The organism is Bacillus cereus group sp. MS39, from assembly GCF_040448665.1.
Classification (GTDB): domain Bacteria; phylum Bacillota; class Bacilli; order Bacillales; family Bacillaceae_G; genus Bacillus_A; species Bacillus_A wiedmannii.
In genome coordinates, this window is the sequence record NZ_CP123058.1 from 2,586,415 (window position 1) to 2,609,431 (window position 23,017).

Here is a 23,017-nt window from a genome sequence, read left to right on the forward strand (position 1 = left end):
TTGAATTAATAATAGGCGATTATGGTTTTTTATAATTAATACCTAGAGAAACAAGCATCAACCTGTTCTAAGTATGTAACAGATTGATGCTTGTTTTCGTTATAAAAAAATAGAAGCATTTCTGCTCCTATTTTTTACGGTTTCACTTCTAAATTTTGTAAAAATAAAGTTGCTGTTACGTAACGTTTTGCTAACATTTGTACATAAGCGGTATGCACAGATAATGTGGCAATAATAATCGCATTACGAATTGCTTCGCGTTGTTCGTTGTTAACCTGATCGAACTTGCTTGCAATTTTATCAGCTCTTTCTTTCACGATATTTTCAATTGTATGGATTGTATCTGTTGCATTTAGTTGTAAGCAATTCCCTTGATTGAGTTCTTCAAATAGAGAAGAGTATGCTCCATATAAATGAACAGGATTGATTAAGTCATCACTTCGATCGGCTGGGTCATTTACGATAAGGCGTAATAGCTTACGAATGGATTCAAAATCAAGTGCTGTTTTTAAATCTTCAACAATGAATAGTAAGGCTGCTTGTTCAATTGAATATTTTTTTCCTTTTTGAGGAGAGCCAATCATTTCTTTAATATCTCGTTTCACCCAGTTTTGCATGGCCGTTACTGAGAAACTTGTATTTTCAATCTGATTTCCAAGCGCAACTATTTCATTTAATGAAAAACCGACGTCTGTATCATCAATTTTAATCAGTTTTTCAAAAATAGGTGAAAGTGCGGTAGTAATAAAAGCAGTTACGCTTTGTCCGCTTTCAATATCTTTTTTATGTGACTTTGCCCACGCTTCTTGTAAAATACCGAGAGGCTTTTTCGTATTCCATCCTCTTAAAGATAGAAGAAGGGTAGCCATTTCGTTTCGTGTGAGATGAAATGTTTCCATCTTTTCACCTCCAAAAATAATAAAAAGTTCTTATGAACCTATAATATGTTTTGTTTCATTTAAAGTCAATTCTGTTTTGCTTAATTTTTCCTTTGTCACCAAACTGTCGTAAGTAAATAATGCTTGCATATTTCGACAAAAGTTCATATAATGAGTTCATAAGAACCTTTAAAATGTTTTTAAAAACAAATCTATCATTCTGAATTTACTAGAAAGGTAGATTTCACATATATCTATATAAAAGGAGAATGGATATAATATGTTGAAAAAACTTGTAGCAGTCATGACAGCATTCATGGTTATCTTTGGAGCTAGTAGCTTCATGTTTGTAGATCACGCAGCAGCGAAGGGTTACAAATCTGGTAAAAAATCATACACACCAAGTTCTGGTCAAAAGTCAAAAGTTGATTTGAACAAAAAAGATAATAACGTAAACTCACAAAAAACAACAACAGATTCAAAAACAAAGGCAACAAACACAGCACCAAAGAGTAATAAAGGAAGCTTTATGAAAGGTTTATTACTAGGTGGTCTTGGTGGTTTACTAATGGGTAGCCTATTTGCAAATATGGGAGCTCTTGGTTCTGTATTAGCGTTTATGGTAAATATGTTAGTAATGGCTGGTATCGTAATGTTAGCAGTTCGTGCATTTAAATACTTCAAAGATCAACGTAAGAAAAAGGAAGATGAAGTAGCATGGAAACAATAAAAATTTCTGAACAAGAACTTATCAATGCGCTTTGTGTATATATCGCTGAAAAAAGACAAGTTGGTCCAGAAGAAGTTTTAGTTGAGCTAATGTATGATGATGAATATGGTTTCTCTGCAGAAGTAGAGGTAAATGGCCGTCAACAAATATTAATTCAAGCAAACTTAATTGAAGCACTACGCTTGTTACTTGACAGAGAATATAATGTCAATTCATTCGCAGCAAGACTACAACTTGAATTAGATGATGAAGAAGGCATTTACGCATTAGCGAAATTTAATAACTCAGATGAGTAGCGAAAAGAGCTGTTGAGAGTAATCTCAGCAGCTCTTTTTAGTATGTGCATATGCTAGGGAATAATCACGCCAAATTTCATTCATTTTCCGTCTACCGACATCAATCATCGGGTTAAATTGAATGGCAGCTTGTTGTCGTACGGTATGTACATGTTGGATCGCCTGTTGCAAGTGTTGTTCAACCGACTGGGATTTTGTATTTGCTTGTTTTACGATTGAATATCCAGCAACAGTTCCTTGTGCCATCGCGATTTTTCCGCTTTCAATGCCAGTTATATTGCCGGCTACAAATAAACCGGGAAGAGGGGTTTCCATTGTTTCGGAATGGAGAGGAACATGGCCGCCTAATTCCGGAATGTAACGGAAAGGACAGCCAGCTACAGCAGCAAGCTCAGCAAGAGGGTATAAGCCACCGGCAATACAAACGAAGTCTGCCTCATATATTTGTTCCGATCCAGTTATGATGTTTCCTTTCGTATCAATAGTAGCAACCCGTACACCTTCAACTTGATCTGTACCGATAATTTCAAGAGCTGCTTTTCGAAGGTGAAGTGGTGTGCCATTTATTTTCATACCGTTATTTGGATAGAAGTTTAATCCAGCTTGTTTCACCCAATTATATTTCATCAATCGACTACCTATACGTAATAAAGGTGACGGGGCAAGGTGGGCAGCGTGTAAGAGAGAGTTTAAAACTTCTTCGGGTTCTCCAGCCTTTTGACTTAATTCACTTTTTTCAGGAAGTACGATATGTTCCACTTTAATGCCCGCTAATTGTAATTCATTTAAGATAGCGAATGACAAAATGTTAGCACCAATAATTACTCCTTTTCGCCCAACTTGAACGCGATGAACATTTGTCATAACTTGAGCTGCTCCGATTGACATCACCCCAGGAAGTGTCCAACCAGGAAGGGGAATGGAGTACTCAGCAGCGCCAGTAGCAAGTAAAACGAACGGTGCTTCTAACGTACCGATATTCGTATGTACGAACCAAGAACTTTCATCTTTATCTAAATTATAGACAGAAATGCCACATCGAATATTAACTGAAAGTGATTTTGCTTCTTCGTGAAGTCGTTTTGATTCTTCTATTCCGTTCCACCATTCTCCAGTAGGTTCTTGATGTAATTGTCCGAGCAACCTTCCGCCAGGCTTCATAAATTCATCAATAACAAGTACATTTAGTCCAAAACGAGCACAAGAGATGGAGGCTGATAAACCTGCTGGTCCAGCTCCGATAATAATGACATCGTTCATCGCTTTTTCACCATCTCTCTCACGATATTTGGATGCTGTTTACCACTATCAACTACCATATCTTTTTCTAGAACAGTTAAGCATGCTCGTACGTTCGTTTGATTGTTTACTGTCACGCGGCATTCAGAACAATGCCCGATATTACAGTAAATACCTCGCGGCGTTCCACTATCTTCATGTACTCTTAATGTTCGTATTCCGTTTGCAAGTAAAGCCGCCGCAATGGTTTCATGTTCATAGGCTTCATATTGTTGCCCGTTAAATTGGAAAGTGATGCGCTTACTACTATTTAAACTTCCTAAAATAGGGTGATGTGTAATTCTATTCATTGATTTTCACCTACCGCTCCAAAGGTAATTGCGCGAACTGGTGGTTGATATTTTAATGGCATTTCATTAGTGTTTACGTCGGGATTTGCACTTTCAATCATTCGATCTATCATCATTCTACATGTGCGGCCACCACAAAATCCCATGCCAGCACGTGTTCTTAGTTTTAATTCTCTTGCCGAGCATTTATATTCAGCAATTGTCGATTGAAGTTGTCCGTATGTAACTTCTTCACATCGACAAACAATTAAGTGATCTTTATTCGTCATATGTATTCCTCCTCTAGTTCGGTTTGCACAAATTATTATGCAAAAACTATGCCATAGTAGAGAAGGAATGTTTATTGTAACCCGAGTTTTTTTAGGCGGTTATATAAAGTGGCCCTCGTAACACCAAGCTGTTTCGCGCATTCTAATTTATTCCCATTTAAAATGCGTAAAGCCCTCTCGATGACTTTTTTCTCATGTTCATCCATCTCTTCTTGCAAAGAGAGGATTGTATTATTATTGCTGAGTAATAGGGAATGTGCCGTATGGTTGTCTAACGTTTCATTTGTATGAAATGGTAAATATTCTTGTTTTATAATACCGTCAGTCGCAAATACGACAAGTCTCTCAACAACGTTACGGAGTTCGCGAATATTACCTGGCCAATTGTAATGAAGTAGTTCATGCATAATGCTTGAAGGTAAGTCACGAATTGGTCTGTTATAGTTGATTGAAAAATCATTTAAGAAAGAGTATGTTAATTCGATAATATCTTCTCGTCTTTCGCGAAGCGGTGGAATATGCAAACTAACTACATTTAAACGATAGTATAAATCTTCTCGGAACGTGCCTTTTCTCATTTCTTCTTGTAAATCACGATTTGTAGCAGCGATAATGCGGAAATCAATATGAATCTCTTTTTCTCCACCAACACGGTAATACTTTCGTTCTTGTAGTACACGCAAAAGTTTTACCTGCATATCAAGCGGCATTTCTCCTATTTCATCAAGGAATAATGTACCGCCTTGCGCGAGCTCTATTTTACCTTTTTTTCCTTTACTATTTGCACCAGAAAAAGCCCCACGCTCATACCCGAATAATTCGCTTTCAAATAACGCCTCGGGAATTGCACCGCAGTTAATTGAAATGAAAGGTGCCTTAGTAGCTTCACTTGCTTCATGAATTGCTTTTGCAAATACTTCTTTTCCAACACCACTTTCGCCGAGTATTAAAACAGTTGATTTCACCGAACAAACCTTTCTAGCTAATTGTATTGTTCTTTGAATAACAGGGCTCTTTCCATTCATCGCAAGGAAAGGATCTGATTCATCTTTGTACTTTGCGACCTCTTGTTCTAAACGGTGCATTTCATGTGACATATTGAATAGTTTTTCGTTTAAAGCGACTTGATTTGTTACATCAGTTTCTGAAACGACAGCTCCGATAATTTCATCGTTACAATACACTGGATTTGAATTAATTAATACGAACAAATCTGGACGAGGCTGATGGAACTGAGCGATTATGCTTTTTCCGTCATGTAATGATTGCAAGATTTCCAAATCTTTATAGTCAAAAAAACGAGTGATAGGTTGTCCAATAATTTCAGTATGGTTGACCGAAAAAATCTTTTCGGCGCCATCTGTCCAAGTGCGAACACATTCTTTATCATCGATAACTGTAACAGAAGAATCCGTTGTTTGTATTACGGTGTTATAAAAAGATTGTAGTTCATTGTAAGTCTTAACAAGAAACGGAATGATTTGCTGAGCTGTTATACAGCATATAGGCACTTTATTTTCATTCATTATGATGACAACTATTTCATTGGAAAACATGTCAATTAAAGTGGTGAATGAGTCATCTTCATATATAACAGCGCAGTTATATTCTTCAGTAGTAGAAGGGCGGTAATAAAATTTTTCTCCAACTTGCTCAATAGGTTGCATGCTGTATGTATGATCAATGGATAAAGTTTTTAGAAATTCGTTTATTGTGGGAAATGAGAATGCCATATTGTCCTCCTGTTATGTATAAAAATTTTGACAGTGATAAAAAAATAATACACCTATTTACGATAAATTTAAAATATTTTTACAAATAAAAATATTTTTTATAAAAAGTGTATATATGTAGAGTTGGCACGTCAATTGCATAAAAGAAAGTGAGGGAGTAAAAAGAAAGGAGGGGTGCTAAGTGAGGCACTGTGACGTTTTAATAATAGGCGGTGGTATTATTGGCTGTTCTATCGCTTATTACACATCAAAATACGGTAGAGACGTAACAATCATTGAAAAAGGAGAATTTGTCAGTGGGACGTCTTCACGGTGTGACGGGAATATTTTGGCTATTGATAAAGACCCAGGGTTTGATAGTCAAATGTCGTTAGTAAGTCAAAAATTAGTAACAGAATTAAGTGAAGAGTTAGAGCATTCATTTGAATATAGAGCACCAGGAAGTATTCTCGTATGTGAGTCGGACGAAGAAATGGAAGCAGCGCAGCAATGGGTGAATCGTCAAAAGGAAGCTGGATTACCGTTTCGAATGCTTGATAGACACGATATAAGAGAAGAATCGTCATTTTTTGCAGATGATTTATTAGGCGGGTTAGAATGCGCAACGGATTCAACTGTAAATCCATATCTTCTTGCTTTCTCACTTCTTGCAGAATCGAAGAAATTTGGTACGAAAGCTTTTAATCATACGGAAGTAAAAGAAATGAAAAGAGATATAGACGGATCCTTTATTGTAGAAACGACAAATGAGACGTTTACTGCGAAGCAAGTGGTGAACGCAGCCGGTGTATGGGCTCCAAAAATCGGACAAATGTTGGATATAAATGTCCCAATTGAACCGAGAAAAGGGCATATTATTGTAGCTTCAAGGCAACAACACGTTGGCTGTCGTAAAGTAATGGAATTTGGTTATTTAATTTCTAAATTTGGCGGAAAACGAAAAGTGGATGCTTTAACTGAAAAATATGGGGTAGCTCTTGTATTTGAGCCGACAGAAAGTCAAAATTTTTTAATTGGTAGTAGTAGAGAGTTTGTAGGGATGCATACGAGGATAAATAACGAGGTTATTAAATGTATTGCGAATAGAGCAATTCGCTTTTATCCGAAAATGGCGGATATGATGGTGATTCGTTCATATGCTGGATTACGCCCGTGGACAGAAGACCATTTACCGATCATTTCACGTGTGGAACATATCCCGAATTACTTTATAGCGGCAGGGCATGAAGGAGATGGCATTAGCCTTGCAGCTGTTACTGGGAAAGTGATTGAAGAATTATTAAATGAAAAAGAAACAATTATTCCTATTGAACCACTTCGTTTGAGTCGTTTTACAGAAAGGGTGTTAAACGGATGAGGTCACAAAGAGTCTTTACGACGATTGATACACATACGGGCGGGAATCCAACGAGAACATTGATTAGTGGACTTCCTAAGTTAATTGGAGAGACGATGGCAGAGAAGATGTTACATATGAAAAAGGAGTATGACTGGATTCGCAAATTGTTAATGAATGAACCACGTGGTCATGATGTAATGTCAGGAGCACTATTAACAGATCCATGTCATCCTGAAGCAAATATTGGTGTTATTTACATAGAAACAGGTGGGTATTTACCGATGTGTGGTCACGATACAATTGGTGTATGTACAGCTTTAATTGAATCAGGTTTAATTCCGGTAGTTGAACCGATTACTTCGTTAAAGTTAGACACGCCAGCCGGCTTAGTTGAAGTGGATATCTTTGTTCAAGATGGAAAAGCGAAAGAAGTCTCTTTCTGTAACATACCAGCTTTTTTACTGAAACATATTACTGTACAAGTCGAAGGGATTGGAACTGTAGAAGCAGATATTGCGTATGGAGGGAATTTTTATGCCATTATCGATGCGAAGTCAGTAGGTTTAGAGTTAGTACCGGAAAATGCATCTACAATTATCGATAAGGCAATTCATATTAGAAATATCATTAATGAGGAATTTGAAATCATTCATCCGCAGTATTCGTTTATTAGAGGGTTAACCCATATTGAATTTTATACAGATCCTACTCATGAAAGTGCTCATATGAAAAATACAGTTGTCGTTCCGCCAGGAGGAATTGATCGTTCTCCATGTGGTACAGGAACATCAGCGAAGTTAGCTGTATTATACGCAAATCAAAAAATTGAAGTGGATGAAGAGTTTATTCATGAGAGTATCGTTGGCTCTTTATTTAAAGGGTGCGTCATAAATACAACATCTGTAGAAAATATTGAAGCTGTCGTAACGAAAATTACAGGTTCAGCTTGGCTTATGGGGATGCATAGATTTTTTTATAATGAAAAGGACCCACTTAAAGAAGGCTTTTTGCTAATTCCGCCGATGGAACATGAAACGGAGGATGTAAAATGAACATTCAAAAAATGTATACAGCAGTAGACGTACATGTAAATGGTGAAGCATTTCGTGTAATGAAAGATGTACCATGCAAATACTACTACAGTTTAGAGCAATTAAACGAACAATTTTCAGGTGAATTAGCAGAAGAAATGAAGCTTTTATTAAATGAACCACGTGGTTTTATCGGATTAAATGGATGTATTGTCGTTCCTTCTATTCATATGGAAGTCGATGCAGCTGTATTATTTTTTAATCATGAAGGATCCATTCCGCTTCATTATGGGGGGATTGTCGCAGTCATAACGATGTTACTAGAAAGCGGGTATTTAAAAAAGAGAGAGACGAACCAATACAAAATCGAAACGCTATCTGGTATATTTTCAATCCATGCGTATGTAGAGAATGATGAAGTTGTATCTGTTTCGTTTGAAAGTAAACTATGTTATATGATTGAGAAAAATTTACAAGTTGGTAATATAAGTTACTCTCTCATTCAGGCAGATAAAGTATATGCAGTTGTAGAAAAGGATGCATATTCACCAGAAATCAGTATTGAAAATATCTCTAAATTAAAAAAATGGAGTGAAGTTACACTTCAAGCTATACAAAAACAGTCATTAATAAAAAGACTTATTTTAGTAGAATCTATGCAAACAGAAAAGAACCAAATAAAGTCGATTACATTTCATGAAGATAACTTTATCGTACGTTCGCCTGGTTTTGTTTCTACTATTGTATCTTATGTTCATACATTATTTAAAAATGATTATATAGCGGATAAACCTTTTAAAAATGAAAGTATATTTAATAGCTTTATAACAGTGGAACAAGTGAAGAAAGAAGAACAAGGATACATTTTTCGCTTTGAAAGTAGAGGGTTTATTACAGGAATGCAGACGTTTCTATTAGACCCTACAGATCCGTTTCCGACAGGATTTTTATTAAAATAAAATAGTAAAGGGAGAGATAAATATGAAAAAAATTAAAGGGGCATTTCCAGTATTGATTACACCGATGGATGAGTTTCAAGAAATTAATTGGAACGGTGTAAAACAAAACGTTAACTATTTTATCGATCAAAAGGTAGCTGGCATTATTATTAATGGAAGTACAGGGGAGTTTGTTAGTTTATCAAAAGAAGAACGATTTAAAATGGTAGAAACAGTATTAAAAGAAGTTGATGGCCGTATTCCAGTTATTGTAGGAACTGCAGCAGAAACGACGAAAGAAACGATTGAATATACGAAACATGCAGAAGCACACGGAGCGGATTGCGCATTAATTATTAACTCGTACTATTGTAAGCCGAAAGAAGAGGAAATTTATTTTCATTTTAAAGAAATCTCAAACGCTGTAAATATACCAATTATGTTATACAATAATCCGTTTACATCTGGTGTTGATATGAGTACAGAGCTCATGCTACGTATTGGAAAAGAATGTGAAAATGTTACACATATTAAAGAATCTAGCGGAGATATTCGTAAAGCAAGAGATTTAGTACGACAAAGCGAAGGTGCTTTTCAAGTCTTCTGTGGATCTGAAGATTTAGTTATGGAGTCTTATTTAGTAGGTGCAACGGGATGGGTTTCAGTAGCAGGAAATATCGTACCGGGACTTGTTACGAAAATGTATGAGCATTTCCAGAATGGTGAATTAGAAAAAGCTTGGGAAATAAACGATGCTATTTTACCTCTTTGCGAGTTTCTTGAAGGATCAGGAAAATATGTACAAATCGTTAAACGCTCAATGGAATTATACGGGCAAGCTGGGGGACCTTCTCGTTATCCGAGACTCGGATTAACTGAAGAAGAAGATCAAAAACTTCAAACGATTATTTCAAAAATTGCAGCTCATGCAGCTGTTTAAATAAGGAGGAGAGCATATATGTTAACGAAAAACATTGAGCTGAGACCAAAAGTGAAAGCGTTTTTAAATGAAGAAATTAAAATGTTTATTAATGGTGAATTTGTACCTTCCATTAGCGGGAAGACATTTGAGACATACAATCCAGCAACAGAAGATGTTTTAGCTGTCGTATGCGAAGCGCGAGAAGAGGATATTGATGTAGCGGTAAAAGCTGCAAGATCTGCATTTGAATCAGGACCTTGGGTAGAAATGACTACCGCTGAAAGAGCGCACCTTATTTATAAATTAGCAGACTTAATTGAAGAGCATGGAGAAGAATTAGCGCAGTTAGAAGCTTTAGATAATGGAAAACCATATCAAGTAGCACTGGATGATGATATTGCAGCGACTGTAGAAAATTATCGTTATTATGCGGGATGGGCTACGAAAATTATTGGGCAAACGATTCCGATTTCAAAAGATTACTTAAATTACACACGCCATGAACCTGTTGGCGTTGTAGGTCAAATTATTCCTTGGAATTTTCCACTCGTTATGTCTTCTTGGAAAATGGGAGCTGCACTAGCAACAGGTTGTACAATCGTATTAAAACCAGCAGAGCAAACGCCTTTATCGTTATTATATACAGCGAAGCTCTTTAAAGAAGCAGGTTTTCCAAACGGTGTTGTAAACTTTGTTCCAGGTTTTGGCCCTGAAGCAGGAGCTGCAATCGTAAACCATCATGATATTGATAAAGTAGCCTTCACAGGTTCAACAGTTACAGGGAAATATATTATGCGTCAATCTGCAGAAACAATTAAACATGTAACGTTAGAACTTGGTGGTAAATCACCAAATATTATTTTAGAAGATGCTGATTTAGAAGAAGCGATTAACGGTGCATTCCAAGGCATTATGTATAATCACGGCCAAAATTGTAGTGCCGGTTCTCGCGTGTTCGTTCACCGAAAACATTACGAAACAGTCGTAAATGAACTAGTGGAAATGGCGAATAACGTGAAACTTGGAGCAGGTATGGAGAAGGAAACAGAAATGGGACCGCTCGTATCTAAAAAACAACAAGAGCGTGTGCTACATTACATTGAACAAGGAAAAGCTGAAGGCGCTACTGTTGCTGCTGGTGGTGAACGGGCATTTGAAAAAGGATATTTTGTACAGCCAACTGTATTCACAAATGTTACTGATGATATGACAATTGTGAAAGAAGAAATTTTTGGACCAGTTGTCGTTGTACTTCCATTTGATTCAACAGAAGAGGTCATCGAAAGAGCAAATCGCTCTTCATACGGACTCGCTGCGGGCGTATGGACACAAAATATTAAAACAGGACATCAAGTTGCCAATAAATTAAAGGCAGGAACAGTATGGATTAATGATTATAATTTAGAAAATGCAGCTGCACCATTTGGTGGGTTTAAACAATCTGGTATTGGTCGTGAGTTAGGTTCATATGCGCTTGATAATTACACAGAAGTGAAAAGTGTTTGGGTCAATATAAAGTAATAGAGAATCTAACTGTTAATAAATAGAGGGATGAAATAATGAGAGATACGGACAACTATAAGGTTTAATAATAGTTGTCCGTTTTCTTATATATAAAATAGTTTTCAAAAGAATGTTAAGGGGGATTTGGATGGAGCAATTAGTAGAGTGGTTAGTAGGGCAAGTATGGAGTATTGGCTTAGTTGTTTTTGCATTAGGAGCAGGTGTGTATTTTACAATTGCAACTCGTTTTCTACAAATTCGTTATTTTAAAGAGATGATTAAATTATTATTTGAAGGGAAGAGCTCGGAGACGGGAATTTCATCCTTTCAAGCATTTTGTTTAGCCTTATCAGGTAGGGTTGGAATAGGTAATATCGCAGGAGTCGCGACAGCAATCGCTTTTGGCGGACCGGGAGCTGTGTTTTGGATGTGGGTAATGGCTCTTTTAGGAGCAGCGAGTGCATTTGTTGAATCAACATTATCTCAAGTGTATAAAAGTAAAGTTGGGAATGAATACCGAGGTGGTACACCATATTTCATTGAAAAAGGCCTGAAAATGAAATGGTTTGCAGTCATTGTAGCGGTTGTTGTAACACTTTCATATGGCGTTTTATTACCAGGTATTCAGTCTAGTAGTATCGCAGTTGGATTTGAAAACTCTAATGGCATTAGCAAATATATAACTGGAATATTATTAGTTATATTATTAGCATCAATCATTTTTGGTGGCGTAAAGAGAATTGCGGGCGTTTCGCAAATGCTTGTTCCATTTATGGCAATAGGTTATGTAATTGTTACATGTATCGTATTAATTGCGAATGTAACAGAAATTCCAAGTATGTTCGCTTTAATTTTCTCTAGTGCTTTTGGTGTAAATGAAATGTTTGGCGGAATCGTCGGTGCAGCAATTGCATGGGGAGTAAAGCGTGCTGTATTTTCAAATGTTGCTGGTGTTGGAGAAGCGACGTATAGCTCCGCTGCTGCTGAAGTATCCCATCCTGCAAAACAAGGGCTAGTTCAAGCATTTTCTGTATATATCGATACAATTGTTGTATGTACAGCGACAGCTCTTATGATTTTAATAACAGGTATGTATAATGTTATACCTGAAGGAAAAAGCGCCATTGTAAAGAATATAGGGAATGTTGATGCAGGTCCAATCTATACACAACAAGCAGTTGAAACTGTTATGACAGGGTTTGGTCCAATATTTATTTCATTCGCAATCTTCTTCTTCGCGTTTACAACTTTACTTGCTTACTACTATATCGCTGAAACGACACTTACTTATTTAGATCGTGAGCTTAAACATAGCTGGTTAAAACCAGTTTTAAAAATTGGATTTTTAATTATGGTATACATCGGTAGCGTAGAATCGGCGTCACTTTTATGGAATCTTGGAGATTTAGGAATTGGTAGTATGGCATGGTTAAATCTAATCGCGATTCTACTATTAAGTAAAATTGCATTAAAAGTGTTAAAAGATTATGAATCACAGAAAAAAGAAGGGAAAGATCCAGTGTTTGATCCTAAAAATGTGGGAATTGAAGGTTTAACATTTTGGGAAGAGAGGAGTAAAGAGATTGAAAGGAAAAACTATAAAGAACAATCAGTAGTGGATGATAGTCTGAAATTGTAGTTATAATAAACTGAATATTCATTCTATTTAATGAGGTATATTACCTTCTTTTCATCACATACTACAATAGGTACACATAATTTGAATGGGGGTAATAATAAGATGGAACACGAACAACATAGTTCAGTAAATGACGTTCTACATCATTATAAAGAAGGTATCGGTAGTTTTACAAACCAAATTCCTGAAATTGCAGAAACATATAATGCATTCACGCAAGCTTGTTTTCAAGAGGGCGCTTTAACAAAAAGGGAAAAACAACTTATCGCATTCGGAATTAGTCTAGCAACGCAAGATGAATATTGTACCGTTTATCATACAAAAGGTTGTCTTGATCAAGGGTGTTCAGATAAAGAAATTCTGGAAGCGTGTGGTGTATCAGCAGCATTTGCTGGTGGAGCTGCAATGAGTCAAGCGGTAACTTTAGTACAGGAATGTTTAACAGAACTGAAAAATCAAAAGCATTGAATAAAAAAACGTTTTAAACATAAAGTTTAAAACGTTTTTTATGTGAGATTAAATTTTTATTCACTTTAATATTCTATATCTTCATAAATCGAATTCTCTACATCAGGAAGAACTGTGTATATGCTTTTACCGATTAAAGCTTCTAATTCTTTCTTAATTGCATAAAACCCTTTCCAATGTAATGATGTATGAGACGTTGTACCATGACGTAAACCAACGGAAATCAATCTTCTTTCCAGCGTAGTAAAACCATCCGCGTCAGCAAGAGCATCACAAAGAGTAATTACTTTATTGTATAAATCGTAGTTACAATGTTCATTCAATATTTCAACTAACTGGATTCTCATATGGTCAGGAACGAGACTCCACTCCGCTGCTATATCTAAATGCTCATTTTTACACGGGAATGAATGTGTCACGCAAATAATCGCGTTTCCTGTATACCCTAAATTATTCAAATACATATAACCATCATAGGAATGAATAACAGATTTAGTAAACCCTTTATATCTTCCTATATCATGCAGGAGGGCAGCATTATATGCTATGTCAGCATCTAGGTCGTACCCATTATTAATAAGTTCTACAACTATCTTTTCAGTTGCAAGGGCAACATTACATGAATGTTCGAACCACGGACCTGGGTTTTGTTCATATGCCCACTTGAGAAGTTCTCTTGCGTATGTCCTATCTAATATATACTTCATATAAGTATCCTTTCTCAAAAAAATGTACCTTAAATAATTTCATCTTAGTTATCCGTTATTCCTTCTTTAAAAATTGGTACAATGAAACAAAAGGGGGATTAGTAAATGCAAAATGTAGTAATTGAAGAGATTAAGCAAATAGAAGATGATGTGGAAGAGCTTTCTAAACTTTTGAAAATGGTTGTAGATGATGGGGCGTCAATTGGTTTTTTACCTCCACTGGAACAAAAAGAATCAGCGAAGTATTGGGAAACTGTATTAGCACCAGAAGTGATCTTGTATGTTGCTAAAATAAATAATGAAGTGGCAGGGAGTATTCAATTACATTTAGTTACAAAGCCTAATGGGATTCATAGAGCTGAAATTTGTAAGTTAATGACTCATCCAAACTTCAGACGTAATGGCATTGGACATTTGCTTATGCAAAAAGCAGAGGAAAGAGCAAAGCAAGAAAATAGGTCTCTTATAGTGCTAGATACGAGAGAAGGAGACCCTTCTAATAGATTGTATAAATCATTAGACTATAAAGAAGTTGGAAAAATACCAGAATACGCAATATCTCCAAATGGTAATTTAGATGCAACGGTTATTTATTATAAAATGATTTAGTATTTTTATTTAAAAAGAGGGATATTTTTAAACGAAAAATCTGTTATTAGGTCTGAGTATTGATTTGTAAAAAGATTGATCCCCCCTGTATAATAGGGGTTTTCTTTTCATTCATTAACTTCATATTGAATGTTCAATTTGAGGGCCAATTTGTATAAGGTTTTAACAGTTGTATAAGAGGTATTACTTAAATAGGAATTTTGAAGTCCTTTGGTGAATATTAAATGTCAATCTAAAAGATGGAGGTTGCTGTGATGTTGAAACTGTTTCAATATAACTGGCAAGTTCGTGATGATTGGTTTACATGGTGCGAAGACATATCGGCCGAAGAACTGGTAAAGAAACGGGTTGGTGGATTCGGCAGTATACTACATACCCTATTTCATATTGTAGATGTGGAATATATGTGGATCTTAGGGTTGTGTGGTGAATCAGTGCCTGAGGAGCCATTGTTTGAAGAGTATGCCAGCTTACAAAAAGTGAAAAATCTTTCAGCTCAATACCACGGGAAAGTGAAGCCATTTGTGACCTCTTGGACAAATGAAATGGATTCTCGGAAACTTTCAAAAGCTGACTTCAATGAAGAGCCGATTAGCTCAAGAGACGCACCAATTAGGCGCCGAGTCATTGAATGTACACACGGAGAGTTAATACGTCATGTCATTGTCCACGAAATCCACCATATCGGCCAGTTATCTATATGGGCACGTGAAATCGGAAAGGAGCCAGTTTCCGCAAATCTGAGAGGGAGAGGGCTATTTGATAACTAGACTAACTTTGCCAATTTCGTAATTTATTTATAAACGAATAGTTTAATTGAGTATATTTAACACCGTCTATATTTCTCTAGCGGTGTTATTTGAATGTATTAATAAAATTTATTTAATGTACTAATTGAATTTGAGAAAGTTTTTAGAGGGTTATGTTTGTATAGTTTCTCATCTTATAATGAATGTAGAGGAGATGACTAGGCAACTATAGTTGTTTTCGCTTTATTATGCGAAAGGGGATGTCGGGATGAAAACGAAAGGTTTACAGAAAGTGAAGAAAGTTATGTTAAGTGGTAGCATATTACTTACGGGATTGTTAACTTTCGGTTTTTCAGAAAAAGCTTCAGCTCATGGATATGTTGAATCACCAGCGAGCCGTTCTTATTTATGTAAGCAAGGGGTAAATGTGAATTGCGGACCGATTCAATATGAGCCACAAAGTGTAGAAGGAATAGGTGGATTCCCGCAATTAGGACCTTCTGATGGACAAATTGCCGGAGCTGGTCATTTTCCTGCTTTAGACGTTCAAACAGTTGATAGGTGGAAGAAAGTTACGTTAAACGGAGGGACGAATACATTCAAGTGGAAACTAACGGCACCTCATAGTACGAAAGAATGGAAATACTATATTACGAAAAAAGATTGGAATCCAAATAAACCATTATCACGATCTGATTTAGATTTAGTACCGTTTTATGTGAAAAATGACGGAGGAGCTAGACCAGGAACTTCCGTGACACATGAAGCAAATGTACCTACAGATAGAAATGGATATCACCTTATTTTAGCTGTTTGGGAAATTGCAGATACTGGGAATGCATTTTATCAAGTTATAGATGTTAACCTTGTAAATAACGGTTTAGCATCAAATTTCGCGTTAAATCATGTAGTGCAGGCTCCTACCTTATTTTAAATAAAATATACGTTTCGATCATCTAATTCATTTTAGATGATCTTTTTTACGAAAAACGATGAAAAATATAGAAGAAAGTGCAATTATTTATAAAAAAATGGGCTTTAAATATTGTCATATTTGCTTCTTTAAGATATCCTTTTCATGAAGAGGTGGAAAACATGGAAAAAGTACTAGTTTTCGGGCATAAAAACCCAGATACAGATGCAATTTGTTCTGCAATTGCTTATGCAGAATTGAAAAAAGAATTAGGAATGAATGCTGAGCCTGTACGTTTAGGCGAAATCAGCGGTGAAACTCAATTTGCGTTAGACTATTTTAAAGTAGAAGGACCGCGTTTTGTTGAGACAGTAGCAAGCGAAGTGAACAACGTTATTTTAGTTGATCATAACGAGCGTCAACAAAGTGCTAACGATATCGAATCTGTTCGTGTGTTAGAAGTTATTGACCATCACCGTATTGCTAACTTTGAAACAAGCGATCCTATTTACTACCGTTGTGAGCCAGTTGGATGTACAGCTACAATCTTAAACAAAATGTACAAAGAAAATGGCGTTACAATTCGTAAAGAAGTTGCAGGTTTAATGTTATCTGCAATCATTTCAGATTCTTTACTATTCAAATCTCCAACTTGCACAGAGCAAGACGTAGCAGCAGCTCGTGAATTAGCGGAAATCGCTGGTGTAGATGCTGATAGCTACGGCTTAGAAATGTTAAAAGCTGGTGCTGACTTAAGCGGAAAAACAATGGAGCAATTAATCTCTCTTGACGCTAAAGAATTCCAAATGGGTAATGCGAAAGTTGAAATCGCACAAGTAAACGCTGTTGATACAAACGACGTTCTTGTACACCAAGCGGAACTTGAAAAAGTTATCTCTGCAGTAGTAGAAGAAAAAGGTTTAGACCTATTCTTATTCGTTGTAACTGATATCTTAACTAACGATTCTGTCGGTCTTGCGATCGGTAAAGCAGCAAACGTTGTTGAGAAAGCATACAACGTATCTCTAGAAAACAACACTGCTACTTTAAAAGGTGTTGTATCTCGTAAAAAACAAATCGTACCAGTATTAACAGAAGCATTCCAAGCTTAATAGTATTGAGTATGGTTTAACAAAAAAGGACAAGTAGCCAATCTGACTACTTGTCCTTTTTTATCTCTAAAAAACAGAAAATTTAAAATGGGGGGATTGTGTATGCTTAATGATTTAGAAAGTAAATTACAGTCACTTTTAGTGCGAAATATTACTTCTGTTTCAGAATTAGAGCGTTGGCTTTTGGAGGAATTGCGTGTAAACGCTGAAGTAGAAGAGGAGATAACAAGTAGTTTAATCGCCATGTATAGAGATACAAATGACAGAAATATACGTGATTTACATATGTATAATCAAAGTACAATTCAGCCACTTTTAAAAAGATACAATGCAAAATTTGACCAGAAATTTAGAGAGTGTCCATTTTCAAATTTATTAGATGAGCAGAAATATGGATTTACGAAAAAAGCAAGAGTAGTAAAAAGTAAAATGTTTAATGAAAAGAACATTGCTCTTTCCATTAAAGAGCAAGAACTTATTACGAAATATAGAGAAATAATGTCTAACATATCTATTAATTGGGAAGGTGAGCAAAAGACGTATGCATACGTAAAAGCAAAGCTAGATAACCCCAATAGGGCTATTCGCAAAAAAGCTTGGTACGCTTTATGTGAAGCAAGAAGTGCAGTGAAAATAGAAATAGATTGTATTATGAATGAACTCGTACAATTGCGGAATGAGATAGCTTTACATGCAGGATTTAATAATTATAGTGAATATGCTTTTAAACAAAAAAATAGAGACTATAGTATCGAAGAGTGTTATAAACTTCATGAATCTATAGAAAAGTATGTTGTACCAATTTGGAAACAGTTAGGAAGTCTTTCTAAAAAGAATCTCGGTGTAAAAACGTATCGTCCTTGGGATTTAACGCCTTGTAATTTACCAAAAGCCCCATTTCAAAATACCGTTGATTTATTGGATGGGGTGGAAGAAATGTTTCGGAAGACTGATTTATATTTTTATGAGAAATTTATTCATATAAGGAAAGCTGGATTCATTGACGTAGAAGAACGTGAAAATAAAGCGCCAGGAGCCGCTTGTTTTACCTTGCCTCATAGTAAAGAGGTTTTTGTGTATTCTAATTTTAGTCCATCATTTTATGCAATTAATGCACTCATACATGAGGTAGGGCATGCCTTTCATTTTTATAAACAATTTAACAATGATAGTAGTATGCAAGAAAAATATCTTCGCGAAGAAGTGGCTGAGCTTTATTCTCTCAGTCTTGAGTTGCTAGTAATGGATAAGCTGGATATCTTTTATAAGCAAGAGGATGAATATAAAGAAGTACAGCGCGTACAATTATATCGTGCTTTCTCACTGTTAATGTCGTCAATTGCAGGAGATGTATTTCAGCACTGGCTGTATTCAAATCCAAACCATACTCCAAAAGAACGTGATAAGAAATATATGGAACTATGTGAAAGGTATCAATATTCATCAGTCGATATTGCTGGATTAGAAGATGAAATTAGTTCAAGTTGGTTAGACTCATTTCATTTTATTCAGTTTCCTTTTTATAAAATTGAATATGCAATTGCACAAATAGGAGCAATGCAATTGTTTCAAATTTATCGGGAAGATCCAGAAAAAGCGATTGCTTTCTTTAAAGAGGGAGCTAGTTCAGATTGGAACCTACCTATACAAGAAATATATGAAAAAACAGGTGTTACGTTTGATTTTTCGGAAGGAAGGATAGAAAGTACAACAAGGGTTATTTTGGATCTGATTAGCGAATTAAAATAAGGATAGCATTAGCTATCCTTATAACTGTTTATTCGTAGATTTCTTCTTGTTTATATAAAATGTAATAATAGCCGCAATGATGAAAATAGGTATGGCATACGCTTGCCCAACAAACAACTTCCAGCCAACGTGATTATAGCCTTCAGATGCTGGAGCAATCATAGCGATTATGCAAACAATAATATAGAGTACTAGTGCAGGGAGAAGATTCTTCATATGTTCACCTCCTTTTAATAACATCAATACACATATATTTATATAATACAGTATAGGTTGAGATAAGGGATATGTTTTTTACAGTTATTTAAATAAAAGGGTTATTTTTAAGTGGAGTAGAAGTGATGTATGTAGAATGATATAGGTGGGGATATAATGGACAATATATTAAATAAAATAAAGCAAGATATAAATATGGATCTATTGTATGAACTATGGCCTGGTTTTATGGGGGCTGCATTCGCATTATATAATGATGAACATGTGTATGTATTTCATCATCCTCTATTTTTGAAAGATGATGATAACTATGAGTATACCGTATTAAAGTGGGATGAACAATTTAAAGCTGATACATTTATACTATTCAAAGATTATCCGACTGCTATTGTGAATATGAATAGATATAAAGATTATGAAACTTTACTTGCGGTTGTGGTGCATGAACTTTTTCATTGTTATCAATATTTGAATAAAGAAAGGAGATTTCCAAATGAATCTATAGGATTTCAATATCCTATAACAGAAGAAAATATAGAATTGCGAAATAAAGAACGAATTTGTTTATATGATGCTGTTCATTGTAAGTCACAAGCTGAGAGAATTAATTATATTAAGCGATTTATTGAACTAAGAGAGCGTAGAGCTAGTTTTATGAAAGAAGAGTTTATAACATATGAATGTATGGTTGAAAGCATAGAGGGGCCTGCTTGGTATGTTGAAATGAATGCATACAATTCAGTATGCAAAAAGGATGAAAGCGAAACATTACGAAAATATAGCGGACTTATTTTAGATGCATATGAAGCTAATTGTAACATTAGAAAGAGCTGCTATAGCCCAGGAATGCTTTTATGTTTATTATTAGATGAAATCCTTCCTGAATGGAAAACGAGCTTCTTTAATAGTGATACATCGTTATATGCCTTTTTAAAACAAAATATAAATGTGGATTTGAGTTTAAATAATGAAATTGCAATAAGTAAAGAAACAAAGCAAATTCTTCATTTTGTTCAAAACGAAAGAGACAAGGATTTCATGCAATTTTATAAAGAAGAAGGGTATCATCTGTATATTGTAGGGAATATAAAATTAAATTCGTTTAATCCAATGAATGTAAAGTTAAACGGAAATAAAGCATTACATAAAACTTTTTTAAGTGTAAGTATACATAATAAAACATATATGATAAATCAACCTGTTTTAGCATCTTTTGAAGAAGATTTTAAAAATATGACACAAGTTCATATCATAATGAATGAAAAACCGATAGAAACAAATAATGGTTGGAACGTAGTGGGAATTGGAGATATAGAAGCTGCGTATGAAGAAGTAGAGAGTTCTATATTTTTATATTTAAAAAGTTAGAAGTGAGGTAAGAAATAAAGATGAAAAGGTTATGCATAATTCCATGCGGAAAGAAGAAAATTTGGGATAAGTATTCAGATTACGGGCCGATGGAGGCAAAAGATGTATATATTAGCCCATTCGGAAAAGCATGTCAGGCGTATGCAACTATGTTTTTCGAGAATTGGGTTATCTTATCTGCGAAGCATGGATTTTTAAGACCAAATGATATTGTATTAGAAAACTATGATCTTGCGTTTGATTCAAAGAGTGATGAGATTATTAGTATGGAACGATTAAAACAACAGATGATTGAAAAGGACTTGCTTCAGTTTGATGAAATCGTTTTACTTGCAGGAAAGAAACATAAGAAAGTAGTGACACAATTATATCCAGAAGAAATCATTACGTATCCGTTAGCTGGGTGTAAAGGGATTGGGTATATGTTGCAGAGGTTGAAGGAGGCTGTGGGGGAAGGGAGGGAGCTATAGGGAAATTATAGTCAGCTTTTCGGTTTACATAAGCTTGGTTGATATAACAAATGTTTTACAATGTATATAGGTAACCAATGTATAATTAAGGTATGAAGATGGAGGTGATTAAGAGTGAAAAAAGTTTTCAAAAGTAATGTATCTAGCTTTGTTTGTATAGGTCTTGTGTTATTATTAATTGATTTTAATAACTTATCAATATTAGAATACATATTCTTAACAACGAGCACCCTTGCTTTTGTTGCATCTTTAGTGAACTTAGCAGTTACATACTATTGTGAGAGAGAAGAAAGAAAATATACATGAATGTAAAGCCCAAATATTGGGCTTTTTTCTATGTTGTATTTCCGTTGAATATGTAAGGAAGAATTATTAAGGATGCTAAAATAACTTTTATAAAACGTAGAATATAGACTAGTAAACAAGCCGTTTTATACTTTCAAACATAGAATATGATGAATGCTATTGAAGGGAGAGTCATATTCATGGGAAACAATTGTCGTTGTAGACAATTCCAGGATTGTAATAGATTTTGGGATGATCTAATGTTTGGAAGATGTAGACGTAGAGATTGTGATGATTGTGGTTGTAAACGTAAACGTCATTGTGATTGTGATGATTGCCGTTGCAATCGTAAGCGTGATGATGATGACGATAAGTGCCGCAAGTGGTAAAATTTTTTGAAAGAGTACTTAAAAGTAAGTACTCTTTTTGTATATGAAGCTTTTACATTCCATCTTGAAGTAATTTTCTTTCAATTTCCCATGTATCTCGTTTTTTAATTTTTATAGCTACATTAGTTCCGGTAGATTCCTTATAAAAGATATATCCATTGTTTTCGTCCACATATGTCAATGGTTCACTTATGCAATCTCGCGAACAAGATGTATTAATTAGCTCTATTAATGATAGTTCGCTCGGATCGGTTTTACTTGCATCTATAATAGTATCAACGTCTATTTTACGGTAACCTTGTAAGTTTACATGGAAACTTTGTTCAATTTCACCTGTAATGCTAGTATTCATTACTTCAACAGAATTTTTCTTTTCTTGAAGAAATCCATTCTCATAAAGTAATTTTGTATATCCAAGCCATCCAATTAAAACTAGCATAATAAACATACTAAATATTTTAAGTGTTCGAAGCCGTTTACTAACAATCGTTTCTGAGTATTTCATTCAGTTAAATCCTCCATTGTTTTTAATTAAAAGTATGTCTAGATACATACTTTTAGAAGAAGGATAGAACTTAACGAGTTCTATTCTAGATTCAAAAAAGAAAGCATCCGAAGTTAGATGCTTTCTTTTTTAAGTATTTTTCGCTATCTGTTCGTTACTTGTTTCATAAGTGGTCTAATTTCTTTAACAGGTGGTTTCTTATCATAAGCATCAACGTATGAGAAATAGTAATTTAAATTTCTGAGAAGACCTTTTCCTATTTTAGCGCTCAAGAACGGAAATACTTGCCCAGTATAATCATCGAGAGATTTACAGTAATATTTTTCATCTAAATATATACTGTATTTACATGTTAGTTCAACTAGTAAGTTACCGTCATCATCAATTACTTCCTTAGAATCAATAATGTCTATTAATGCGAATTTTTCATTTAGATAAACTTTCTTTTTTTTCTCGTGTTTATTTGTGAGTATAAATACGAGACCAATGGCGTTAATCAAAAGATTTCCTCCTATAAAAAACGGATATTAATAAAATATATCGATATACGTTAAATGTAAAGGGGAGAGGTGAAATTTCATTGATACAAAGTTTAATAAGCCGATTTGTG

At 35.0% G+C, this 23,017-nt stretch carries 27 protein-coding genes; 18 read left to right on the forward strand and 9 right to left on the reverse strand.

All coding sequences use genetic code 11. From position 1 onward, the window contains the following. Positions 1–134: 134 nt before the first annotated feature. Positions 135–899, reverse strand: coding sequence for a DUF1836 domain-containing protein (locus QEP67_RS13680; RefSeq protein ID WP_000447225.1), 765 nt, complete (start codon positions 897–899; stop codon positions 135–137). Positions 900–1,158: 259 nt separating this feature from the next. On the opposite strand from QEP67_RS13680, the gene QEP67_RS13685 reads away from it, so the two are divergent. After that, positions 1,159–1,608: a hypothetical protein gene (locus QEP67_RS13685; protein WP_000914471.1), complete on the forward strand. Its 450-nt coding sequence runs from the start codon at positions 1,159–1,161 to the stop codon at positions 1,606–1,608. After that, positions 1,596–1,904, forward strand: coding sequence for a YxcD family protein (locus QEP67_RS13690; RefSeq protein ID WP_000447764.1), 309 nt, complete (start codon positions 1,596–1,598; stop codon positions 1,902–1,904). Before QEP67_RS13685 ends, QEP67_RS13690 begins: the two co-directional genes overlap by 13 nt. A 24-nt stretch (positions 1,905–1,928) precedes the next feature. Here the strand turns inward: QEP67_RS13690 and QEP67_RS13695 are convergent, their stop codons facing one another. The 4 genes from QEP67_RS13695 to QEP67_RS13710 all read right to left on the reverse strand — a co-directional run bounded on the left by QEP67_RS13695 (position 1,929) and on the right by QEP67_RS13710 (position 5,495). Further along, positions 1,929–3,164: an NAD(P)/FAD-dependent oxidoreductase gene (locus tag QEP67_RS13695; protein WP_001000594.1), complete on the reverse strand. Its 1,236-nt coding sequence runs from the start codon at positions 3,162–3,164 to the stop codon at positions 1,929–1,931. After that, a complete protein-coding gene (locus QEP67_RS13700) occupies positions 3,161–3,493 on the reverse strand; it encodes a (2Fe-2S)-binding protein (RefSeq protein WP_001080016.1) in 333 nt (110 codons plus the stop codon). Before QEP67_RS13700 ends, QEP67_RS13695 begins: the two co-directional genes overlap by 4 nt. Further along, the gene (locus tag QEP67_RS13705; RefSeq protein ID WP_000182239.1) at positions 3,490–3,762 is read right to left on the reverse strand and encodes a (2Fe-2S)-binding protein; all 273 of its coding nucleotides are present in this window, start codon (positions 3,760–3,762) and stop codon (positions 3,490–3,492) included. The genes QEP67_RS13700 and QEP67_RS13705 overlap by 4 nt, the downstream gene beginning before the upstream one ends. Before the next feature lie 71 nt (positions 3,763–3,833). After that, positions 3,834–5,495, reverse strand: a complete 1,662-nt coding sequence (locus QEP67_RS13710; protein ID WP_000885728.1) for a sigma 54-interacting transcriptional regulator — start codon at positions 5,493–5,495, stop codon at positions 3,834–3,836. A 181-nt stretch (positions 5,496–5,676) separates the two neighbouring features. Between QEP67_RS13710 and QEP67_RS13715 the strand changes: the two genes are divergently transcribed. The 7 genes from QEP67_RS13715 to QEP67_RS13745 all read left to right on the forward strand — a co-directional run bounded on the left by QEP67_RS13715 (position 5,677) and on the right by QEP67_RS13745 (position 13,335). Then, positions 5,677–6,852: an FAD-dependent oxidoreductase gene (locus tag QEP67_RS13715; protein WP_001215277.1), complete on the forward strand. Its 1,176-nt coding sequence runs from the start codon at positions 5,677–5,679 to the stop codon at positions 6,850–6,852. Beyond that, positions 6,849–7,886 (forward strand): proline racemase family protein, encoded by a 1,038-nt coding sequence (locus QEP67_RS13720; RefSeq protein WP_001257546.1) that lies wholly within the window; start codon positions 6,849–6,851, stop codon positions 7,884–7,886. The genes QEP67_RS13715 and QEP67_RS13720 overlap by 4 nt, the downstream gene beginning before the upstream one ends. After that, positions 7,883–8,824 carry a proline racemase family protein gene (locus tag QEP67_RS13725; protein WP_001025554.1) on the forward strand — a complete coding sequence of 314 codons (942 nt, stop codon included), beginning with the start codon at positions 7,883–7,885 and terminating at the stop codon, positions 8,822–8,824. Before QEP67_RS13720 ends, QEP67_RS13725 begins: the two co-directional genes overlap by 4 nt. A gap of 22 nt (positions 8,825–8,846) precedes the next feature. Next, entirely contained in the window at positions 8,847–9,743 is an 897-nt protein-coding gene (gene dapA / locus QEP67_RS13730; protein ID WP_000721279.1) for a 4-hydroxy-tetrahydrodipicolinate synthase, read from the forward strand. Between the two features lie 18 nt (positions 9,744–9,761). Then, the gene (locus tag QEP67_RS13735; protein ID WP_000956385.1) at positions 9,762–11,246 is read left to right on the forward strand and encodes an aldehyde dehydrogenase family protein; all 1,485 of its coding nucleotides are present in this window, start codon (positions 9,762–9,764) and stop codon (positions 11,244–11,246) included. 130 nt (positions 11,247–11,376) lie between these two features. Continuing rightward, a complete protein-coding gene (locus QEP67_RS13740) occupies positions 11,377–12,867 on the forward strand; it encodes an alanine/glycine:cation symporter family protein (protein ID WP_000437007.1) in 1,491 nt (496 codons plus the stop codon). 30 nt (positions 12,868–12,897) lie between these two features. After that, positions 12,898–13,335, forward strand: coding sequence for a carboxymuconolactone decarboxylase family protein (locus QEP67_RS13745; RefSeq protein ID WP_151035442.1), 438 nt, complete (start codon positions 12,898–12,900; stop codon positions 13,333–13,335). A 65-nt stretch (positions 13,336–13,400) separates the two neighbouring features. Here the strand turns inward: QEP67_RS13745 and QEP67_RS13750 are convergent, their stop codons facing one another. After that, the gene (locus tag QEP67_RS13750) at positions 13,401–14,042 is read right to left on the reverse strand and encodes an HD domain-containing protein (RefSeq protein ID WP_000875121.1); all 642 of its coding nucleotides are present in this window, start codon (positions 14,040–14,042) and stop codon (positions 13,401–13,403) included. Between the two features lie 105 nt (positions 14,043–14,147). On the opposite strand from QEP67_RS13750, the gene QEP67_RS13755 reads away from it, so the two are divergent. The 5 genes from QEP67_RS13755 (at position 14,148) to QEP67_RS13775 (ending at position 19,174) form a co-directional block, all read left to right on the forward strand. Beyond that, positions 14,148–14,651 carry a GNAT family N-acetyltransferase gene (locus QEP67_RS13755; protein WP_001181844.1) on the forward strand — a complete coding sequence of 168 codons (504 nt, stop codon included), beginning with the start codon at positions 14,148–14,150 and terminating at the stop codon, positions 14,649–14,651. Positions 14,652–14,905: 254 nt separating this feature from the next. After that, on the forward strand, positions 14,906–15,421 hold the full coding sequence (locus QEP67_RS13760; protein WP_000915555.1) for a DinB family protein: 516 nt from the start codon (positions 14,906–14,908) through the stop codon (positions 15,419–15,421). Between the two features lie 247 nt (positions 15,422–15,668). Next, positions 15,669–16,334, forward strand: a complete 666-nt coding sequence (locus tag QEP67_RS13765) for a lytic polysaccharide monooxygenase (protein WP_000850069.1) — start codon at positions 15,669–15,671, stop codon at positions 16,332–16,334. Positions 16,335–16,495: 161 nt separating this feature from the next. Beyond that, entirely contained in the window at positions 16,496–17,425 is a 930-nt protein-coding gene (gene ppaC / locus QEP67_RS13770; RefSeq protein ID WP_000416875.1) for a manganese-dependent inorganic pyrophosphatase, read from the forward strand. A 102-nt stretch (positions 17,426–17,527) separates the two neighbouring features. After that, the gene (locus QEP67_RS13775; protein ID WP_000930876.1) at positions 17,528–19,174 is read left to right on the forward strand and encodes a M3 family oligoendopeptidase; all 1,647 of its coding nucleotides are present in this window, start codon (positions 17,528–17,530) and stop codon (positions 19,172–19,174) included. A gap of 18 nt (positions 19,175–19,192) precedes the next feature. On the opposite strand, the gene QEP67_RS13780 is transcribed toward QEP67_RS13775, so the two are convergent. Beyond that, positions 19,193–19,390, reverse strand: coding sequence for a DUF4017 family protein (locus QEP67_RS13780; protein ID WP_000793387.1), 198 nt, complete (start codon positions 19,388–19,390; stop codon positions 19,193–19,195). A gap of 156 nt (positions 19,391–19,546) precedes the next feature. Between QEP67_RS13780 and QEP67_RS13785 the strand changes: the two genes are divergently transcribed. The 4 genes from QEP67_RS13785 to QEP67_RS13800 all read left to right on the forward strand — a co-directional run bounded on the left by QEP67_RS13785 (position 19,547) and on the right by QEP67_RS13800 (position 21,902). Further along, complete coding sequence (locus QEP67_RS13785) at positions 19,547–20,758, forward strand: hypothetical protein (protein WP_000368802.1); 1,212 nt, start codon at positions 19,547–19,549, stop codon at positions 20,756–20,758. A 20-nt stretch (positions 20,759–20,778) separates the two neighbouring features. Then, complete coding sequence (locus QEP67_RS13790) at positions 20,779–21,228, forward strand: DUF6884 domain-containing protein (RefSeq protein ID WP_000824891.1); 450 nt, start codon at positions 20,779–20,781, stop codon at positions 21,226–21,228. Positions 21,229–21,342: 114 nt separating this feature from the next. Further along, positions 21,343–21,534 (forward strand): hypothetical protein, encoded by a 192-nt coding sequence (locus QEP67_RS13795; protein ID WP_000755155.1) that lies wholly within the window; start codon positions 21,343–21,345, stop codon positions 21,532–21,534. A gap of 179 nt (positions 21,535–21,713) precedes the next feature. Further along, positions 21,714–21,902, forward strand: coding sequence for a hypothetical protein (locus QEP67_RS13800; RefSeq protein WP_071742436.1), 189 nt, complete (start codon positions 21,714–21,716; stop codon positions 21,900–21,902). A gap of 52 nt (positions 21,903–21,954) precedes the next feature. On the opposite strand, the gene QEP67_RS13805 is transcribed toward QEP67_RS13800, so the two are convergent. Beyond that, positions 21,955–22,407, reverse strand: a complete 453-nt coding sequence (locus tag QEP67_RS13805; RefSeq protein WP_000877593.1) for a hypothetical protein — start codon at positions 22,405–22,407, stop codon at positions 21,955–21,957. 143 nt (positions 22,408–22,550) lie between these two features. Next, a complete protein-coding gene (locus QEP67_RS13810) occupies positions 22,551–22,907 on the reverse strand; it encodes a hypothetical protein (protein ID WP_000606235.1) in 357 nt (118 codons plus the stop codon). Between the last annotated feature and the right edge of the window lie 110 nt (positions 22,908–23,017).

What these genes read in the sequence shown, in the direction of transcription:
- QEP67_RS13790 (WP_000824891.1), top strand. Translation starts at nt 20,779, where the DNA reads ATGAAAAGGTTATGCATAATTCCATGCGGAAAGAAGAAAATTTGGGAT.
- QEP67_RS13775 (WP_000930876.1), top strand. Translation starts at nt 17,528, where the DNA reads ATGCTTAATGATTTAGAAAGTAAATTACAGTCACTTTTAGTGCGAAAT.
- QEP67_RS13785 (WP_000368802.1), top strand. Translation starts at nt 19,547, where the DNA reads ATGGACAATATATTAAATAAAATAAAGCAAGATATAAATATGGATCTA.
- QEP67_RS13705 (WP_000182239.1), bottom strand. Translation starts at nt 3,762, where the DNA reads ATGACGAATAAAGATCACTTAATTGTTTGTCGATGTGAAGAAGTTACA.
- QEP67_RS13680 (WP_000447225.1), bottom strand. Translation starts at nt 899, where the DNA reads ATGGAAACATTTCATCTCACACGAAACGAAATGGCTACCCTTCTTCTA.
- ppaC (WP_000416875.1), top strand. Translation starts at nt 16,496, where the DNA reads ATGGAAAAAGTACTAGTTTTCGGGCATAAAAACCCAGATACAGATGCA.
- QEP67_RS13745 (WP_151035442.1), top strand. Translation starts at nt 12,898, where the DNA reads ATGAGGTATATTACCTTCTTTTCATCACATACTACAATAGGTACACAT.
- QEP67_RS13760 (WP_000915555.1), top strand. Translation starts at nt 14,906, where the DNA reads ATGTTGAAACTGTTTCAATATAACTGGCAAGTTCGTGATGATTGGTTT.
- QEP67_RS13765 (WP_000850069.1), top strand. Translation starts at nt 15,669, where the DNA reads ATGAAAACGAAAGGTTTACAGAAAGTGAAGAAAGTTATGTTAAGTGGT.
- QEP67_RS13780 (WP_000793387.1), bottom strand. Translation starts at nt 19,390, where the DNA reads ATGAAGAATCTTCTCCCTGCACTAGTACTCTATATTATTGTTTGCATA.
- QEP67_RS13805 (WP_000877593.1), bottom strand. Translation starts at nt 22,407, where the DNA reads ATGAAATACTCAGAAACGATTGTTAGTAAACGGCTTCGAACACTTAAA.
- QEP67_RS13750 (WP_000875121.1), bottom strand. Translation starts at nt 14,042, where the DNA reads ATGAAGTATATATTAGATAGGACATACGCAAGAGAACTTCTCAAGTGG.
- QEP67_RS13710 (WP_000885728.1), bottom strand. Translation starts at nt 5,495, where the DNA reads ATGGCATTCTCATTTCCCACAATAAACGAATTTCTAAAAACTTTATCC.
- QEP67_RS13800 (WP_071742436.1), top strand. Translation starts at nt 21,714, where the DNA reads ATGGGAAACAATTGTCGTTGTAGACAATTCCAGGATTGTAATAGATTT.
- QEP67_RS13755 (WP_001181844.1), top strand. Translation starts at nt 14,148, where the DNA reads ATGCAAAATGTAGTAATTGAAGAGATTAAGCAAATAGAAGATGATGTG.
- QEP67_RS13735 (WP_000956385.1), top strand. Translation starts at nt 9,762, where the DNA reads ATGTTAACGAAAAACATTGAGCTGAGACCAAAAGTGAAAGCGTTTTTA.
- QEP67_RS13720 (WP_001257546.1), top strand. Translation starts at nt 6,849, where the DNA reads ATGAGGTCACAAAGAGTCTTTACGACGATTGATACACATACGGGCGGG.
- QEP67_RS13695 (WP_001000594.1), bottom strand. Translation starts at nt 3,164, where the DNA reads ATGAACGATGTCATTATTATCGGAGCTGGACCAGCAGGTTTATCAGCC.
- QEP67_RS13700 (WP_001080016.1), bottom strand. Translation starts at nt 3,493, where the DNA reads ATGAATAGAATTACACATCACCCTATTTTAGGAAGTTTAAATAGTAGT.
- QEP67_RS13690 (WP_000447764.1), top strand. Translation starts at nt 1,596, where the DNA reads ATGGAAACAATAAAAATTTCTGAACAAGAACTTATCAATGCGCTTTGT.
- QEP67_RS13685 (WP_000914471.1), top strand. Translation starts at nt 1,159, where the DNA reads ATGTTGAAAAAACTTGTAGCAGTCATGACAGCATTCATGGTTATCTTT.
- QEP67_RS13740 (WP_000437007.1), top strand. Translation starts at nt 11,377, where the DNA reads ATGGAGCAATTAGTAGAGTGGTTAGTAGGGCAAGTATGGAGTATTGGC.
- QEP67_RS13725 (WP_001025554.1), top strand. Translation starts at nt 7,883, where the DNA reads ATGAACATTCAAAAAATGTATACAGCAGTAGACGTACATGTAAATGGT.
- dapA (WP_000721279.1), top strand. Translation starts at nt 8,847, where the DNA reads ATGAAAAAAATTAAAGGGGCATTTCCAGTATTGATTACACCGATGGAT.